The 16,502-nt window shown below is 70.3% G+C and carries 12 protein-coding genes and 5 pseudogenes; 4 read left to right on the forward strand and 13 right to left on the reverse strand.

Translation table 11 applies throughout. The features are described 5' to 3' along the window. Window positions 1–51 precede the first annotated feature (51 nt). The gene (locus tag OG534_RS08765; RefSeq protein ID WP_326587527.1) at window positions 52–300 is read right to left on the reverse strand and encodes a hypothetical protein; all 249 of its coding nucleotides are present in this window, start codon (window positions 298–300) and stop codon (window positions 52–54) included. Window positions 301–640: 340 nt separating this feature from the next. Between OG534_RS08765 and OG534_RS08770 the strand changes: the two are divergent. Further along, window positions 641–781, forward strand: a pseudogene (locus OG534_RS08770) (DNA-binding protein); the annotation flags it as partial. A 149-nt stretch (window positions 782–930) separates the two neighbouring features. On the opposite strand, the gene OG534_RS08775 reads toward OG534_RS08770, so the two are convergent. From OG534_RS08775 to OG534_RS08785, 3 genes are all read right to left on the reverse strand, one after another. Beyond that, a protein-coding gene (locus OG534_RS08775; RefSeq protein ID WP_326586176.1) for an IS5 family transposase occupies window positions 931–1,739 on the reverse strand; the annotation gives its coding sequence in 2 pieces (ribosomal slippage) (window positions 931–1,389 and window positions 1,392–1,739; 807 coding nt in all). A gap of 73 nt (window positions 1,740–1,812) precedes the next feature. Beyond that, window positions 1,813–3,621, reverse strand: a complete 1,809-nt coding sequence (locus OG534_RS08780; RefSeq protein ID WP_326587528.1) for a sensor histidine kinase — start codon at window positions 3,619–3,621, stop codon at window positions 1,813–1,815. 14 nt (window positions 3,622–3,635) lie between these two features. After that, window positions 3,636–4,325 carry a response regulator transcription factor gene (locus OG534_RS08785; protein ID WP_326587529.1) on the reverse strand — a complete coding sequence of 230 codons (690 nt, stop codon included), beginning with the start codon at window positions 4,323–4,325 and terminating at the stop codon, window positions 3,636–3,638. Window positions 4,326–4,769: 444 nt separating this feature from the next. On the opposite strand from OG534_RS08785, the gene OG534_RS08790 reads away from it, so the two are divergent. Both OG534_RS08790 and OG534_RS08795 read left to right on the forward strand, forming a co-directional pair. Beyond that, window positions 4,770–5,492 carry a hypothetical protein gene (locus OG534_RS08790; RefSeq protein ID WP_442807048.1) on the forward strand — a complete coding sequence of 241 codons (723 nt, stop codon included), beginning with the start codon at window positions 4,770–4,772 and terminating at the stop codon, window positions 5,490–5,492. Between the two features lie 80 nt (window positions 5,493–5,572). Further along, window positions 5,573–8,360 (forward strand): annotated as a pseudogene (locus OG534_RS08795) (hypothetical protein). Between the two features lie 122 nt (window positions 8,361–8,482). Here OG534_RS08795 and OG534_RS08800 read toward each other — a convergent pair. Then, on the reverse strand, window positions 8,483–8,944 hold the full coding sequence (locus OG534_RS08800) for a MarR family winged helix-turn-helix transcriptional regulator (protein WP_326587530.1): 462 nt from the start codon (window positions 8,942–8,944) through the stop codon (window positions 8,483–8,485). Window positions 8,945–9,038: 94 nt separating this feature from the next. Here OG534_RS08800 and OG534_RS08805 point away from each other — a divergent pair, with 94 nt between their 5' ends. Then, window positions 9,039–9,410 (forward strand): VOC family protein, encoded by a 372-nt coding sequence (locus OG534_RS08805; RefSeq protein WP_326587531.1) that lies wholly within the window; start codon window positions 9,039–9,041, stop codon window positions 9,408–9,410. A 43-nt stretch (window positions 9,411–9,453) separates the two neighbouring features. Here OG534_RS08805 and OG534_RS08810 read toward each other — a convergent pair. The 8 genes and pseudogenes from OG534_RS08810 to OG534_RS08845 all read right to left on the reverse strand — a co-directional run. Then, window positions 9,454–9,660, reverse strand: a pseudogene (locus OG534_RS08810) (IS110 family transposase); the annotation flags it as partial. Between the two features lie 140 nt (window positions 9,661–9,800). Then, window positions 9,801–10,080, reverse strand: a pseudogene (locus tag OG534_RS38670) (transposase); the annotation flags it as partial. Window positions 10,081–10,230: 150 nt separating this feature from the next. Then, a complete protein-coding gene (locus OG534_RS08820) occupies window positions 10,231–10,806 on the reverse strand; it encodes a hypothetical protein (protein ID WP_326587533.1) in 576 nt (191 codons plus the stop codon). Continuing rightward, on the reverse strand, window positions 10,803–12,200 hold the full coding sequence (locus OG534_RS08825; protein ID WP_326587534.1) for a hypothetical protein: 1,398 nt from the start codon (window positions 12,198–12,200) through the stop codon (window positions 10,803–10,805). Before OG534_RS08825 ends, OG534_RS08820 begins: the two co-directional genes overlap by 4 nt. Then, on the reverse strand, window positions 12,197–12,910 hold the full coding sequence (locus OG534_RS08830) for an ABC transporter ATP-binding protein (protein WP_326587535.1): 714 nt from the start codon (window positions 12,908–12,910) through the stop codon (window positions 12,197–12,199). The genes OG534_RS08825 and OG534_RS08830 overlap by 4 nt, the downstream gene beginning before the upstream one ends. 71 nt (window positions 12,911–12,981) lie before the next feature. Continuing rightward, window positions 12,982–13,221, reverse strand: a pseudogene (locus OG534_RS08835) (RNA polymerase sigma factor); the annotation flags it as partial. 323 nt (window positions 13,222–13,544) lie between these two features. Further along, window positions 13,545–14,456 (reverse strand): helix-turn-helix domain-containing protein, encoded by a 912-nt coding sequence (locus OG534_RS08840; protein WP_326587536.1) that lies wholly within the window; start codon window positions 14,454–14,456, stop codon window positions 13,545–13,547. A gap of 619 nt (window positions 14,457–15,075) precedes the next feature. Further along, window positions 15,076–16,413 carry a class I SAM-dependent RNA methyltransferase gene (locus OG534_RS08845; protein ID WP_326587537.1) on the reverse strand — a complete coding sequence of 446 codons (1,338 nt, stop codon included), beginning with the start codon at window positions 16,411–16,413 and terminating at the stop codon, window positions 15,076–15,078. Window positions 16,414–16,502 lie beyond the last annotated feature (89 nt).

The raw sequence follows: 16,502 nt of genomic DNA on the forward strand, positions 1-16,502 counted from the left end.
CACCAGCAGGCGGGTCGTCGGCCGGATTCGCCAAGGCCGAGCCTGGGTCCTTCATTCCCTGCAGTTGAGGGCGCGCGTCAGCTGCCGGTTCGCCGCGCGCGCCGCTTCGAGCTCGGCTTCCCTTTCTGCAACCCGCACCTTGTGCTCGGTGGACAGCGACACCGTCATCAGCCAGCTCTTGGTGGGCTTGTGCCACTGGACCTTGTCCGTGGCGAGGCCGCGGAACGCAACCGCCGCGCAGACGAGCAAGCCCAGGAGGCAGCACAGCAGAAATGGGAAAGCGCCGTACGCAAAGCCCACGCCGCATACACCCACGCCTATCGCGTAAAGCACCTCGAAGAACAGTCAGACGCCTGGCACCAGGCCAAGCGTCTGACCAGCCGTGCGCGAGCACGCCACCTCACTGCCACCCGGACAGAAAAGAACCGAGATCGAGACGTGGCTCGCGTTCGCAGACGCCCACCTTCAACAGCTCACCGAGTCCACCTGGACACCGAAACTACCCACGCCGCCACAGCCCGGCAGCGCAGGCCTAGAGCCCTTCCTCGACCACCGAAGCCCCCACGGACCTCACTCCCTACTGAGTCCCAAACCAGGCCATAACCGACATGACTTCACCAAGAGAAGGCAAGGAAGGAGCACTGACAAGTACGCCATCGACGCCATGCTCTGCGCCACAGCCCTCACCCAGCCCGACCGCGTCACAATCCTGACCTCCGACGTCGAGGACATCACCATGCTCACCGCCGACCACCCCCGCGTCGCCGCCGAGAAGGTCTGATTCGTGCCGTTACGCCGTGCTCGCGGTGGCTCTCCGCTGCGACGGACACGCCTGTGGGCGGCTTTGGAGGGCCAGGCATTCCCTGGAGCTCTCGCGGCCCAACACGTGACGAGCCAGGGCTTCGAGCACGGGCGCACTGAGAGGTCGTTTCATTTGGTGAGGCGGCGGTGACAGATGAGTGCTGCAGCTATGCCGACGAAGGCGAGGAAGTGTTCGGCCTTGCGCTCGTATCGGCGGTGGAGCCGACGGCAGCCGGCGAGCCAGGACACGGTTCTTTCGACGACCCACCTGTGGCGGCCGAGCCGTTGTGAGGACTCGATACCACGGCGGGCGATGCGATGGCGGATGCCGCGTTTGCGGAGCCATCGGCGCAGGTGGTCGTAGTCGTAGCCCTTGTCCGCGTGGAGCTTGCCGGGGCGCCGTCGACGAGGTCCTCGCCGGGACCGGATCGGCGGGATGCCCCGCACGAGTGGTTCAAGACCGAGACTGTCGTGCATGTTCGCGCCGGAGACGCCCAGCGAGAGCGGCAGCCCGTTCCGGTCGGTGATCAGGTGGATTTTCGATCCCGGCTTGCCACGGTCGGTCGGATTCGGTCCCGTCAGAGGCCCCCTTTTGCAGCCCGCATGCTGACCGAATCGATCGCGCAGCGCGACCAGTCCAGTTCCCCGCGGGCCCCGAGTTCGTCGAGGATGACGCGGTGGAGCCGGGCCCAGACCCGGGCCCGGCTCCACTGGGCAAATCGTCGGTAGACGGTCTGCCAGCTCGGGCCGAACACCGGCGGCAGCTGCCGCCAGGTGCAGCCCGACGTCGCCACGAAGATGATCGCGGCCAATGCCTCGCGGTCACCCGCTCGACGCCGGCCGCCACCCTGTGGACGTATGACCTCCGTCGGCGGTACCACCCGCCGAAACAGCACCCACAACTCGTCCGGCACCAGCCGCTCAACCAGATCCGTCATGCACGGTTCAACGAACGATCACGCCATAAGAAACGACGTCTGAACACGTCGGCCGTGGTTCGCGCTGCGTGTGTCATGGGGTTTGTCGGTTCGTGTGATGGGCTCGGGGGAGTTTGATGGTAAATACGCAGCCGTTGCCGGGCTCGCTTTCGACGGTGACGGTTCCTTCGTGTGCCTCGACGAGCTGGCGGGCGATGGACAGGCCCAGGCCGCTGCCGCCAGTGCGTCTGCTGCGGGACTTCTCGGCCCGCCAGAAGCGTTCGAAGATGTGGGGGAGGTCGTCGGTGGCGATGCCGCTGCCGGTGTCCTCCACGGTGAGGAGGGCCAAGTCGCCGGCTTGTCGGGCAGTGAGTGTGACGGTGCCGCCGACAGGGGTGTGTCGGAGGGCGTTGGAGGTCAGGTTGCCCAGGACCTGCCGCATCCTCACCGGGTCGGCGTCCAGGTGGAGGTCGGGATCGGTTCGGGTGCTCAGGCGGATTCCGGAGGACTCCGCCCGGGCGTGGTGGGCCGACACCGTCTGGGCGACGAGGTCGTCCGCGCGTACGGGTTCGCGGTGCAGTGTCAGTGTGCCGGCGTCGGCGGCTGCGAGGTCCTGCAGATCGTCGATGATGTGCTGCAGGAGCAGTGCCTCGTCGTGCAGGGAGGCGATGAGGTCCGGGTCCGGCTCGAGCAGCCCGTCACGGGTGACCTCCAGCCAGCCGCGGATATTGGTCAGGGGGGTCCGTAGCTCGTGGGCGATGTCGCTGATCATGGCCTTGCGCTGTGCCTCCAACTGTTGGCGGCGTGCGGTGAGGTCGTTGAAGGCGGCGGCCAGGTAGCCGGTCTCGTCCTTGGTGGTGATGGCGACGCGTGTGTGCTGTTGCGGCGGCTGTTGGGCCGCGGCCGTCAGGGCTCGCAGGGGACGGACGAGGCGGATCGCGACCCCTGCGGTCATGGCGATGGTGACGAGGAGGACCAGCCCGGCGACACCGATGATCCTTGCCTTGTTGGCGGGGGTGAGGTCGAAGCCCGCGGGCTGTTGGCCGAGGGCGCCCAGGTAGAGCTTCGCCCTGGGAGCGACGTACGGGTCGAGTTGTGTGCGGCGTGCGTCGTCGACGCAGTTCTGTGTCTGCCGGCTGCCGCCGAACCCGCGGCCGGGGTCGTCGGCCGCGGCGGTGGCGCCGGGTATGAAGTCGGTTCCGATTCCGGCCGGCGGGATTGTCGCCCGCTCTTTCTCGCCGTCCAGGTTGAGGCAGGGGGCGGTCAGGGAGCTGAGGTGGTCCAGTGCCTTCTGCTCGGTGTGGGTGGGGGTGTTGAGCGCTCCGTCGGCGCACTCCGAGGGCACGGATGCTTCTCCGCCGTCGGCGATGACGAGGGAGCGGCCGCTGGGAAGCTGTCGGATGCTGCCGTCGCTCATGTTCGCGCGCATGCATGTCAGTCGCTTTTCGGCGAGCGCCTTCACCCGCGCTCGTTCTGCCGCCGGGAGGAGATACGGTCCGACCGCCCGCGGGTCGATCCCGGCGAGCTGGGCGCCTGGTTCGGTGTAGGTGTCGGTGTTCTGTGGGTCGATGGTGGCTGAGGCGCGCGCGGGCAGGGCGGTGCCGGGGGCGGCGGAGTCGGCGATGGTGCGGCCGTCCTCTGTCGCCAGGGCGATGCGCCGTCCCATGGTGCGGGAGAGGGCGTGCACCGAGGTCTGCACGCCGCTCCAGTCGGCGTGGGTCGCGGCGAAGCCACTGAGCTGCCGCAGGATGTCGGTGTCGTCGGAGAGCACCTGGCCGCGCTCCTCCTGGATGGCCCGCGTGGTGGTCTGCACGGCCAGCCAGGCGGTGGCGCCCACGGAGAGTACGGCGATGGCGATGGAAGTGAGCAGAAGCCGCACCAGCAGGCTCTTGCGCCAGGGCATGCGGGGACCCGGTGTCATGACGGCTGTCCGGTGAGTTTGTAGCCGATACCGAAGACGGTCAGCAGCCGGACGGGCCTCCGCGGGTCGGCCTCGATCTTCTTGCGCAGGTTCATGATGTGTACGTCGATGGCACGCTCGGTGGAGGCGCGGTCATGACCCCGGGTGTGCTCCAGCAGCTGACGGCGCGAGAAGACCCGGTCCGGCGCCTCGGTCATGGCGTGGAGGATGGCGAATTCGCCAGGTGTGCACGGGACGGGGACGCCGTCGCACGTGACCTCGTGCCGTGCGGGATCGACGGTGACGCCTCCCGCGCGGAAGACAGGGGATTCGTCGGCGGGGCGGAGAGTGCGACGTAGCACGGTCCGAATGCGGGCCATCAGTTCCCGTGGACTGTAGGGCTTGGTCATGTAGTCGTCCGCACCGACCTCGAGGCCGAGCAGCACGTCGTCCTCGGTGGAGCGGGCGGTGAGCATGAGAACGGGTACGTCCCCGTTCTGCCGCAGCACGCGGCAGACGCCGAGTCCGTCGACCTTGGGCAGCATGAGGTCCAGGACGACCAGGTCGGGTCTGCGGTTCGTGGCCTCGTCGATCGCGGCCCGCCCGTCAGAGACGACGACGGCGGTGTGACCCTCCCGAAGCAGCAGCCGTCGTATGAGCTCGGCCTGCATGTTGTCGTCTTCCGCGACCAGAATATGTGCGCACACGCAGCTGACTCTAAGCGCGTGTGATCGGTGTTCAGGACCGAGTGCGGGGCTTCCCACACCCTGACAACTTCCTGATATTCGCATGGCCGCGGTCGTTCAAGGCATCCCGTGCGGCGACCGCACGAACCAGTGACGCGCGTCCCGACACGCGCGACGAAGCTCTCGTCCACCGAAGCAACCCGGCCGTCTCGCCGCACCGCCGATCCCGGCCTGTCCGCCGATCGGCCACAGCTTCGGGCCGGGAGTCCGGAGCTGACGAGTTCCTCACACGTCTGCTCCAGCCTGACGACCATGACTTCATCAATGCGCCGGTCCGCACGCCGGTGCCTTCGCGTCTGGGCCGGGAATCGACAAGCGACCACCTCTGCGACCCTCAGCGCGAGGCGTCTCGGGGTACCGGCCGCCGGCCTGGCCCTGCTCGTCATGCTCACCGGATGCGGCGGGATGGGGACGGGGGTCAGGGCGATCGACGACGGCCCTTCGGCCGCCGAAGCGCATGACAGATCGGCCACCGCGCCTGCGGCCCCCAGCACAACCCAGGCCGGGCCCGGCCGGCAGGCATCCTCGAACCGCAACAGCTCCGCGCGGCTGCCGGGCCTGGGCCCCCGGACACTGGCCGAGATCCCCGACAACGCCCGCCAGGCCGTCCTGGTTACCGGCCAAGGCAAGAACTCCTCGACCTCCCAGGTGGTGCTGTACCGGCGCACCGGCGCGGGATGGCAGCCGGGAGCCACCTGGCCGGCCCACAACGGCCGCAAAGGCTGGACGGACGACCACCATGCCGGTGATCTCCGCTCGCCCATCGGTGTGTTCGCCCTGACCGACGCCGGCGGACTGCTCGCCGATCCCGGCACCAAGCTGCCCTACGACCAAGGGCGCGGATTCGTCATCAACGGCACGGGCTTCGAAGGCGAGCCTCTCGCGGGCTCCTTCGACCATGTCGTGGCGATCAACTACAACCGCAAGCCCGGCACCTCGCCTCTCGACTGGACCCGCCCGCTCGGCGCCGGCAAGGGCGGGGGCATCTGGCTGCACGTCGACCACGGCGGGCCCACTCAGGCCTGCGTGAGCGTGGCGAATCAGCACATGCGGGAGCTGCTGCGCACCCTCGACCCCGCTCAGCACCCGGTGGTCGTCATGGGGGACGCCGCGTCTCTCGAACGCTGATGCGAGCGGTGAGGGATGACGGAGAGAAGCGTCCCGGAAATGCCGTGGCGCTCGACCAAGTACCAAGCAGGAGTGGAGCTTTGATACGTACAAGACACATGCTGATTGCCGCCGCGGCGGTACTCGCGACAGCGTTGGCACTGCCATGGCCGACCTCCGCCCAGGAGGCTGCCGATCCTCGGCTGTCCGCGTCGCAGGTCAGCCGGTCGCAGGTCGGCCGGGACGGCCGGCTCCCGTCCGGCTGGCAGATCACCGGTGGGGACGCCGGGAAGCAGCAGTTGGTCTGGCACTCGGCCGAACCGGTGCCGTTGACCGACGCCGGTGTCGCGTTCTACGCCGGGGGCGATTTCCTCGGCCGGCCGGTGGCGGCGAAGGACCGGCGCACGTTCCGGCTCGACCTCCCTGGTGCGGGGCTCGGACAGGCGGCGGACCTCCAGGCGCGGGCAGGGGGACGCCGTCTGGACGCAGCCGGCGTCGCCGCGGGTGCGCAGCGGCGACGCACCGCCCCGGCAGCCACGCAGCTGCCCGCGCTGCCGGCCAACCCCGTCGACCCCGGCAAGGCGGGCGGTTACGGGACGGCCACCGGCGAATACTCCTTGCCCTCGGTGCGGCTGCCCGGCCTTTCGGCCCCCGTGGAGATGCGGGCGGTCGTGGTGGCCCCGACCGGGGCCGTGGGCCGCCGGCCGCTTGCGCTCTTCCTGCACGGCCGCCACGACACCTGTTACACGGCCGACGGCGACCGCTCGGGCGCATGGCCCTGCCCGGCCGGCTCGACGCCGGTGCCGAGCTACCGAGGCTATCTGCGCGACCAGGAACTCCTGGCCTCCCAGGGGTACGTGACGGTGTCCGTCTCGGCCAACGGCATCAACGCGCAGGACGCACTGGAGGACGGCGGGGCCCAGGCCCGCTCCTCCCTGGTGCGGCTGCACCTCGCCCGCTGGGCGGACTGGGCGGCCGATCGGGCTCCGGCACCGGAGATCGTGCGCACCGCACCGACGGCGGACCTGTCCCGGGTACTGCTGGTCGGCCACTCACGCGGCGGGGAGGGCGTCAACCAGGCTGCCACGGACAGCATCACCCCGCCGCCCGCCGACCAGGACGGATACCGGGGGCCGGTGCGCTGGCACATCCGCGGCACCGCCCTGATCGGCCCCACTGCCTTCGGACAGAGCCCGGCCCCCGACGTGCCGTCGATGACCATCCTGCCGGGCTGCGACGGCGACGTCGCCGACCTGCAGGGCGAGACGTACGTGGACGGCACGCGCGGAGTCAGCCGAGGTGCCGCCCTGCACAGCGCGGTCTACATGGTCGGCGGCGAACCATAACTTCTTCAACAGCGAGTGGACACCAGGGCAGGCGAAGGCTCCGGCCGAAGACGACTTTGCGGACGACGGCCGACCGGACCCGGTGTGCTCGCCGGGCAGAGAGACCCGACTGACGGCAGTTCAGCAACAGGCCGCGGGCGCGACGTACATCGCTGCGGCAGCCCGACTGTTCGTCGCGGGCGACGACCGCGTACGACCGCTGCTGGACGGCTCGAACCTGCGAGCACCGTCCGCGGATCCTGCGCGGGTGCTCACCCACGCCGTCGGCGCGCACCGCACCGCCGCCTTCATACCGGACACTTCGCTCACCGTGAGCGGCGGACAGCTGTGTTCGGCGGTGGACGCCGACCCGGCGGTCGCCTGCCTGGACCCCGACGGGACCGGCACCTCGCCGCACTTCGCGGAATGGGAGCCGGGCCCCGAACCGGGCCGCCACGCGGTGGCCCTGAGCTGGCCGACACCGGGTTCCGCGGGACGGGTGCGCTCTGCCAAGCCGGTTTCCCTCTCCGGCGCCGAGGCGCTGACCCTGCGAGTGATCGTGCCGCCGGGCACCACGGGAACCCAGCTGGACGTGTCGATCGCCGACGCTTCCGGCCGCCGGGTCACCCTCGGCGGGGTCTCTATCGACGGGTTGCCCGGGAGTGACCGTACCGCCTCGTACTGGGGGCAGGAGATCCGCGTACCGCTGACCACCGCGACCCGGGCCGGGCTGGATCTGACGAGGGTCGAAGGCCTGGAACTGACCCCGCGCAGCAGCTCCGGACGGGCCTGGCTGATGGACGCCTGGGGCTGGCGCCCCGGCACACCGGCCGTCCGGCCGGCCGCACTGCCCCGCGTCGACATCGGCCGACTGAAGGTCGAGGAAGGGAACTCCGGAACCCGGACCTACCAGGTCCCGGTGCGGGTCTCCGGCCAGGGCAGCGGCCAGGTCCGGCTGTTCGTCCTGGACCCCATCACCGGACGGGCCACGACCCGGCTGGTGACGGTGCGCCCCGGCAGCGACGTCGTCGACCTGCCGGTGGAGGTGGAGGGCAACACGCGCTACTCCTACAACGTTTCGCACGATGTCCTCGTGAAAGCGGTGCGGGGCGCGGTGGTCGGTTCCTACCACGGCGGCGTGACCGTGCAGAACGACGACCCGATGCCCGAGGTCACCGTGACACCGGTCGCGGACCGGGTCACCGAGGGGCAGGGCCTGACGTGGCGGGTGTCCCTGTCCGAAGCCGCTGACACCGAGATGCTCGTCCCCTTCAGCGTCCTTCCGCCGGGCGACGGCACGGAGCTGTCCAGTACGGACGTGTACCCGCGGTGGCTGATGGAGAACTACGGCGAATCGCCGCTCCCGGAGCGCCCCCTGTCCAAGGTGGCAGGCATGTCCCTGCTGTCCAGCGTCCCCGCTGGTCAGCTGAGCACCGAGGTGGCCATACCCACGATCGCGGACGGGGTGACCGAACAGGAGGAAGCGGTGCGGATCCAGCTGTTCGGCTTCGAAGAGCCACCAGTCGGCCCGATCTTCGCAGGAAGGGTCGCCGACGGCTCCTGAGCGACGCCGTACGTCATGGGCCGGGCCCCCGGGGACGGCCCGGCCCATGGCGTGTCCGTCAGGTGACCCAGACCGTGGCCGAACCACACCGAGGAGGCCGGCCATGGCTTGGGGCGCCGCAGTCATTCACCGAGGGCATCGGTCATGGTGTCGAGGTCGGCAAGAAGCGCGGCGAGGCGCCGGGGAGGGATGGCTTTGATCATGCGTTCTTCGATGGCGTAGACGGCGCTGCGGGCCGCGTGCAGTCGCTGTCGGCCGGCGGGGGTGAGGTGGACGGGCAGGGCGCGGCCGTGATCGGCGCTGGTGGGCCGGGTGATGAGACCGGCGTCTTTGAGTCCGCGCAGGACCACGTTGGCCGACTGCCGGGTGACGAAGGTGCCGCGTGCCAGATCGGCGTTGGACAGGCCCGGCTGTTCGTCGAGGAGTTCCAAGCAGGAGTACTGCGGAACGGTGAGATCGTGCTCGCGCAGGACCTTGTCCATGGCGGTGCGCAGGGCGACTGAAGCGCGCTTGAGGCGGTACCCCACGTGCTCCGTGACGTCTTTGGCGGGGTGGGGCGAGGGCACAGGCACACGGTCTTCCATGTCAGCATTTTGACATACGCGAGAAGCGGCACCTACAGTCACGCATGTCAAAGTCCTGACATCACGTCCTGGCATCTCAGTTCCCGGAGGAACCATGCCCGCCACCGTCGAAGGTCCCGATTTCATCGCTCTGCAGGTGAAGGACGTGCCCGCCGCGGCCGCCTTCTTCGAGGAGCACCTCGGTATGCGCCGCGCACCCTCTTCGCCCCCCGGCGCGGTCGTGTTCACCACCAGCCCGATCCCGTTCGCCGTCCGCGAGCCGCTCCCGGGCGTCGACCTGGACGGCGATACCCCCCTCGGCCTGGGGGTGGCGCTGTGGCTGCGGACTGCGAACGCCGCACAGCTGCGCGAGCAGCTCGTGGCTGCCGGCGTTGCGGCCGTCACCCCCGTGCAGGACAGCCCGTTCGGCCCCACGTTCACCTTCACCGGCCCCGGCGGCTACCTGCTCACCGTGCACGGAGGCTGACCACGGCCACCGTGTCCACGGTCGCCGCGCGACCGACGACGGGTGCCTCGGCGTCGATGACATCGGTCTTGCCGCGACGGCGTCGGGCTGCCTTGTCCGGTTGGTTGACCTCTGTCACCTCGATGCCCTCGGCACGAAGGTGTCGGGCCACGGCGGCTCCGTAGGAACCGGTGCATTCAACGCCGGCCCGTCGCAGCACGCCGAATGATCGTGCCCAGTCGAGGAGTTGTCGATAGCCGTCGGTGGTCGCCAGGGGCGGTCAAGACTGTGACGGTGCCTGCCGCGAAGGCCCCTGTCGGGACACATCCCCCTGCCCGGCGGCAGCAAGTACCGCCCCAAGCAGCGGCCGACAGATCAAAGGCAAGGCACCAGGGCCAGTCGTAGCGCGAGTCAGACCACCGCCCGGAGCGGCACCCGAACATCCTCACAGTCGTAGCGGGTGGCGATGCCGCGCCATTGTTTGAGGCGGTGGAAGCAGCGTTCGACGACGTTGCGTCGCCGGTGGGCGACGTGGTCGAGCCGGCACAGGCTCTCACCGCGCCGTAGGCGATCCGTTGACCTGGCCTATCCGTTCGGGGATCGTGCAGGCGATGCCGCGCTTTCGGAGGTAGGCGCGGATCTTCCGGGCGGAGTAGACCTTGTCCGCGCCGACGCGGTCGGGCCGGGTCCGGATGAGCGAGGCCGCGTGGTGGGTGTTCGATCCGATGCGTGCGCACGCCGCACGCGACCGCGCTGCGGTCATCACCCCCTTTGTGTACTCGGGCCGGGTTTTCAGCCCCTCGCTGCCACAGCCGTGTCCCGGTCCGGTGGCCCGATCCAGTTACCGTCTCGGGCCCGCGACCGCGTAGGCCGCGGTGCCGGCGACCGCGAGGACCAGAGCCGTCCAGGTGCCCGCTGCCGTGCCGGGTGGCAGCAGCATCCAGGTCGCCACCTGCATCGGCGCACTCGTCGGGGCCGGGGCGAAGAGCGAGAACGACAGCCAGGCGATCGGCAGCGTCCACGCGTACTGTGCCCCGCCCACCGTCGCCCCGATGGCGACGAGCCCCATCAGCCCCGCGCTGTTCCGGACGACGAACGCGGTGGTGGCCAGGTCCTCGCCCATCGCCTGCACCGCCAGCAGCACCGCGCCGACGACCGCGCCGATGAGCAGCACATGCGCCGCCCTGCGGAGCACCCAGCGGATCGCGGCCGTCCGGTCCAGTGCGACGTCCTGCCCGCCGAGCCCGGTCGAGGCCGCCGTCGCCCCCGCGACGATCACGAGCGCGGGCATCCGCGGATCGCCGGGCCCCCCGCTGCCGTCCCGGGCAAGTGCCCACACCACCACCGCACCGATCACCACCACGGCGAGTGACGCGGGCACCTGCCGCGAGCGCGCGTACAGCGTCAGCCACCTCACCGGGACGCACCGCCCTTCAGCGCGTCGAACGCGTCACCCTTGCAGGAGAGCGCGGCAGCGCGCATCGCGTCGATCCTCGAGAGCTGCTCGGCCCGCGGCAGCGCCTTGAGTTCCGTCCACACCGGGCGGGCCTCGGCGTCGATCTTGCGGCGCAAACTTTCTGCTCCTGTGCCGGGCAGCGACCGAAGGTCCCCGAGAACCCAGCCCACCGCGACCGGCTGCGCGAACTCATCTCCCCCGAAGCTGCTCCAGCCGACGGGGGCGCACCCTGGCACCATGCCTTTGGCGAGCAGGGCCCAGGTCAGCTCCTCGCCCTTCGCGGCGGCGATGATGTCGTCGTCGAAGTCGAAGAGAACGGTCTTGCGGGACCACTGCGGCGTGGAGCCGTTCGGCAGTACGGCGGTGTTCTCCCGGACCGAGACCGGCGCCTGGCTGCCCAGGGCGCCGTGCAGCAGGTGGAGGGCCGCCTTACCGGGACCCGCGAGGTCGGCGAGTCGTGCCTGGTGCGTCTTCGTCACGCACACCGGGCCGTCGCACACCAGCTCCGCGGCGGCCTCATCGACGACATACATCCGGCGCGGGTCGGAGGGGAGGACGAGCAGGGCGAGCACCGCGCCCGCCAGGACGGGCGTCAGGGCGATCAGCCGGGCGCGGGGGGTCGCGGCGACCAGCAGCGCGAAGCCGGTCGCGGCCATGCCGAGCAGCCAGATCGTCTGCCCGACGTGCACGGAGGCGGAGAGCGTGACGAGCGCCTCGCGCACCTCTTCCACCGCCGGTGACAGCAAGGAGACCCGGTTCGGCTCCGTGCTCGGGAACCCCGTCGCCGTGATCGTCTCCGTCCGGCCCAACGACATGTGCATGAGGGTCGTGAACACGAGGGCGCCCATGGCCAGCGCGGGCGGGGTGAGCGCGGACGGCAGGGCCCGCCCGACCCCCATGCCCAGCACGGCCCCCGCGACGAGAGCGAGTGCCCCCACCAGCGAGATCGGCAGCCACCCGAGGTGCGTGTAGTCGGTGTTGGCGAGCACCGGGACCGCGCCCACGAGGACGAGGAGCGCGAAGGCCGAGGCCAGCGTGATCGCTGTCGTGCCCGCCCCCTTGGCCGCGCGGTGCCAGGCGGGACGCGGTGTGGTCGTCAGCAGCTCGGACATCTTCGAGCGGTGGTCACGCAGGCCCTGGAGCGCCCCGAACCCCACAGCGAGCGGCCACAGATAGAACAGCAGGGAGCGGGTCCACAGGGCCATGGACGTCCACTGGGCCGTCCACGCTGTGGTGCCCCTCCAGTGCTGTCCGGGAATCAGGTACAGGAACGCCAGCGCCGTCGTCAGGACCACGGCGCCGGCCCACGGGGCGATGGAGCGCTTCAGCTCGATGCGCAGGACGCGGATGTTCACCAGGCGCCCCTTGACTGCTCGGGGCCCTGCAGCAGCGCCGAGTAGCCGCGCTCCAGCGGGCTGTCGCCCACGTGTTCGGGGCCGCCTATCGAGGCCAGCTCGTCTGGAGGGCCCTGGAAGACCAGCTTGCCCTCGGCGAAGAGCACCACGTCGGTGCAGGCGGCGGCGACGTCCTCCACCAGGTGGGTCGAGACGAGCACGCAGGTGTCCTTGCCCAGCTCCTGCAGCAGCTCGCGGAAGCGCAGCCGCTGCGCCGGGTCCAGGCCGACCGTCGGCTCGTCCAGCAGCAGGATCGTCGGGTCGTTGACGATGGCCTGGGCGATGCCGACCCTGCGCACCATGCCGCCCGACAGGGCCTTCATCTTCTCGTCGGCGCGGTCCGCCAGACCCACCCGCTCCACGGCGCGCTGCACCGCCCCGGGGATGTCCGCCTTGGGCACCTCCTTCAACCAGGCCATGTACTCGACGAACTCGCGCACCGTGAAGCGCTTGTAGTAGCCGAACTCCTGCGGCAGGTAACCGATCCGGCGGCGCAGCGCACGGTGCTCGCCCATGCCGCCCGTGGACTGGCCGAGCAGCTCCAGGGTGCCCTCGGTGGGGCACAGTACGGTGGCCAGTGTCCGGATGAGGGTGGTCTTGCCCGCCCCGTTGGGGCCGAGGAGTCCGTGTACGCCGGTGCCCAGCGACAGGTCGAGCCCGTCGACGGCCATCCGGTTCCTGCCGACTCTGACCTTCAGCCCGGTGGCCTGGATCTCCCAGGCGTAGGCCGTCGGCGCGACGTCCAGCCGACGGCCGTTCCTCCGGCCGCGGCCCCGGCGAACGCACCCGCCGCGCGCCACACCGCCAGATACGTCTCCTGCATGACCTCGGCGACGATCTGCTCGTCCGCGCAGCGGCGGCGCAGCCGCAGGGCCATCCACGGCGACGTACGCCGGTACAACTCCTCGAACGCGGCACGGTCGCCCTTGGCCACCAGCCGGACGAGACGCTCCTCGTCCAACTCGTGCAGTGCTGCTCTCACTGATCTCACACCCCCTAGACGCCCGAGCCGGGCCGCAGGTTTTCCCCCCGACGTGATCCCCGCCACATGCCACGTGGGGGAGAGACTTCTTGCCGCGTGGGCCGGGTCAAGCGGGGCCGGTGTGCTCTTACACCGGGTGATCCAGCCGGGGGTGAAGGCGCCCCAGCCCGGGTGGACGGCGGCCTTCCCCAGTCGTTGCGGGAGGTACTGATGGAGCAGCACGGCCGACCGGCCGCCCCCTCGTGACGGCGGTCACCACCACGGCTCGCGTCGACTCGCCCCGGCTCGCCCCAACCCATGCGGGGCAGGGGCGGTACGGCCGGTCAGGCTTGATCCGCCGCACGCAGGGCTCGCGCCAGCCACTCCAGCTCCTCGGACGCGTCGGGAGACGAATACTGTCCGCGCACGCGGGCGACGAGCCTGCGGTAGCGTTCCGCCCCCGCCTCGATCCCGGCCTCCAGGCACAACAGCACGGCGGCCCGATCGGCGTCGCCGAACAGCTCGGACAGCACTTCGGCCGCTGCCGGTCCCTCGGGGGCGATCCCGCGTTTTCTCACCTCCGCGACGGTCTGCACGACCTGCCTGGCCCACCAGATGGACGCCCCGGGGGCACGATTCTGCCCGGGGACCGGGGTGGTCAGCTCCAGCATGGTGCGCATCCGGGCTCGGAAACCGGGGTCCCGCACCAGCTCGGCCAGTTCGATCCAGGCGTCGACCTGCTCAGGTGCGGGGTCGTCGGGCAGATCGATGCTGAAGGTGCGCATGCGGTCACGCAGGCGCGGGTCGATGTCGAGACCCCCGAACACCTCCTCCTTGAACTCGTCGATGATCTGCTTGCGTTCGGCGGCGGAAAGCCGTGCCAACCGATTCATCAGCGCTGTCTCCTCAGTGGTCGAACCACGTTTCGATACGGTGGACAGGACTGCCCGGCTCACCTTGAGGGAGCGGATCTGCGCGTCGAGCGCGGCCACGTGCGCGTCGGCGACCTCGACGACCGTGGTGCGGCCGGTCAGGACGCGGCACACGTCGTCGAGCCCGAGGCCCAGCTCCCGCAGGGTGCGGACCAGCTCGACGCGGGCCACGGACTCTGCGTCGTACAGCCGGTAGCCTCTCGCGGAGCGGGCCACGGGCGGCACCGCTCCCTCGTCCGACCAGAAGCGCAGGGTGCGCACCGCAAGTCCGGTGCGGTGCGCGAGCTGGCCGATGGTGAGCACGTCGGGGTGTTCGTCTTCCATGGGCGAGATCCTGGACCTTCCAGCCGCTGGAGACTCAACCGCCCGGACGCGCGAGCCGGTGGATCTTGACGTCGAGGGGCTTTCCGCCGCTTGCCGTGGCGGTCATGCAGGTCCACCTGAGCCCGTGAGGACCCGGCACACGACGGGGCTCAGCGAAGGCACATCCGTACTGGCAACACCACCTGCCTGGATGCACACCCCCAAGAGAATCGCCTGCACGGCTGCGCAGCGCAGGGAAAACAGGAGGCACGCCGGACCCTGCCGCTCCGCAGCTCGCAGCCGCTGAGCGCGGCCCATGATCGTATGGGCCGAGAGCCACGTGCAACGCCCGAACTCCCTCAACGGTTCACCGTTGCTGCCGGAATCCCTGAACTCCGCGCCGAGAATCTCAGGCCCTGCCGCCGCAATCAGCGGCGCTGAAACCCAGCTGATTTTCGTCACGCTCCCGCAAAGCCGGCACTCGGCAAGTGCGCCTCCCACCCAGCGTGACCTGCACGATCAGCCCAGGTGACGCCCCATCAGAACGAGCGTCATTTGAGCGTCACGAGCGTCATTTCGGCGTCAAGATATCGCCCGTAACGCCCACACCGCACATACTGCGCACCCACGAAACCGCAGGTCAGGCGTCCTTCTTCACCGGCTCAAGGATCGCGACGCACTCCACGTGGTGCGTCATCGGGAAGAGGTCGAAGACGCGCAGGGTGCGGACCTTGTAGCCGTTCTCCTTGAAGTAGCCCAGGTCGCGGGCCAGCGCCGCCGGGTCGCACGCCACGTACGCGATGCGGCGGGCCGAGAGGCCCGCGATGTGGCGGACCGTCTGCTTGCCGGCGCCCGCGCGGGGCGGGTCCAGGACGACCAGGTCGCACTCCGTGATCCCGGTCTTCGGGAGGATCTGCTCGACCTTGCCCTGCTCGATGCGCACCCGCGGGAAGTCCGCCAGGTTGTGCCGGGCGTCCTCCACCGCGCGCTTCGTCGTCTCGATGCCGAGCACCGCGCCCGTGTCGCCGAGCCGCTCCGCCAGCGCGCCCGCGAAGATGCCGACGCCGCAGTAGAGGTCGAGGGCCATCTCGCCCTTGCGCGGCATCAGGCCCTGCATGACGGCCTTGATCAGGGTGTCGGCGGCCTGCGGGTGGACCTGCCAGAAGCCGCCCATGCCCACGCGGTACGTACGGCCGTCCGCGCGCTCGCGCACGAAGGGGCGGCCGTGGACGCGGTGGACTCCGCCGTCCTTCTCCTCGACCCGGAGGACCGAGACCGGCTTGTCCAGCTCGACGAGCGGGAGGCGGCCGCCGGGGCGGGGGGTGAGGACGACCTGGCGGTCGCCGGAGCCGGTGGCCGCGATGGCCTCCACCGTCTCCATCTGCGGCCAGTCCTGCTTCTCGATGCCCAGTTCCGAAACACCGGGAGCCGCGATCATGCAGTGGTCGATCGGCTCGATCTCGTGCGAGCGGTGCTTGCGCAGGCCGACGATGCCGTCCTCGTCGATGGCGAACTGCACGCGGGTGCGCCACTGCGGCACCTGCCCGGCCGGCAGCTTGTCGCCCTCGGCGGGCATCACGGTGCCGTCCCAGCCGGCCTCCTCCGGGGTGAGCCCGGCGAGCCGCTTCAGCTGCTCGGCGACGACCTCGCCCTTGAGCCGGCGCTGGGCACCGGGCTTGGCGTGCTGCCAGTCGCAGCCGCCGCACTTGCCGGGGCCGGCGTACGGGCAGGGGGCCTCGACGCGGTCCTTGGAGGCGTCCAGCACGGTGATCGCGTCGGCGCGCAGGTAGCGGGAGTCCTCGTCGCCCTCCGTCACACGAGCCACGATCTTCTCGCCGGGCAGCGTGTGGCGGACGAACAGGACCCGCCCGTCGGACGTACGGGCGATGCAGTGCCCGCCGTGCGCGACGGGGCCGACCTCGACCTCGTATTCCTCCCCGACCAGTGACTGCTTCTCGTTCTGCTCGGCGCTCGTCATGGTGGGGAGACTCCAAAAAACTGAAAAGGAAAACGGCCGGACGACCGACCCACCAGTTTACGTGGATCTCGTCCGGCCGTTCACCAACC

This window comes from Streptomyces sp. NBC_01294 (assembly GCF_035917235.1).
Classification (GTDB): Bacteria; Actinomycetota; Actinomycetes; order Streptomycetales; family Streptomycetaceae; genus Streptomyces; species Streptomyces caledonius.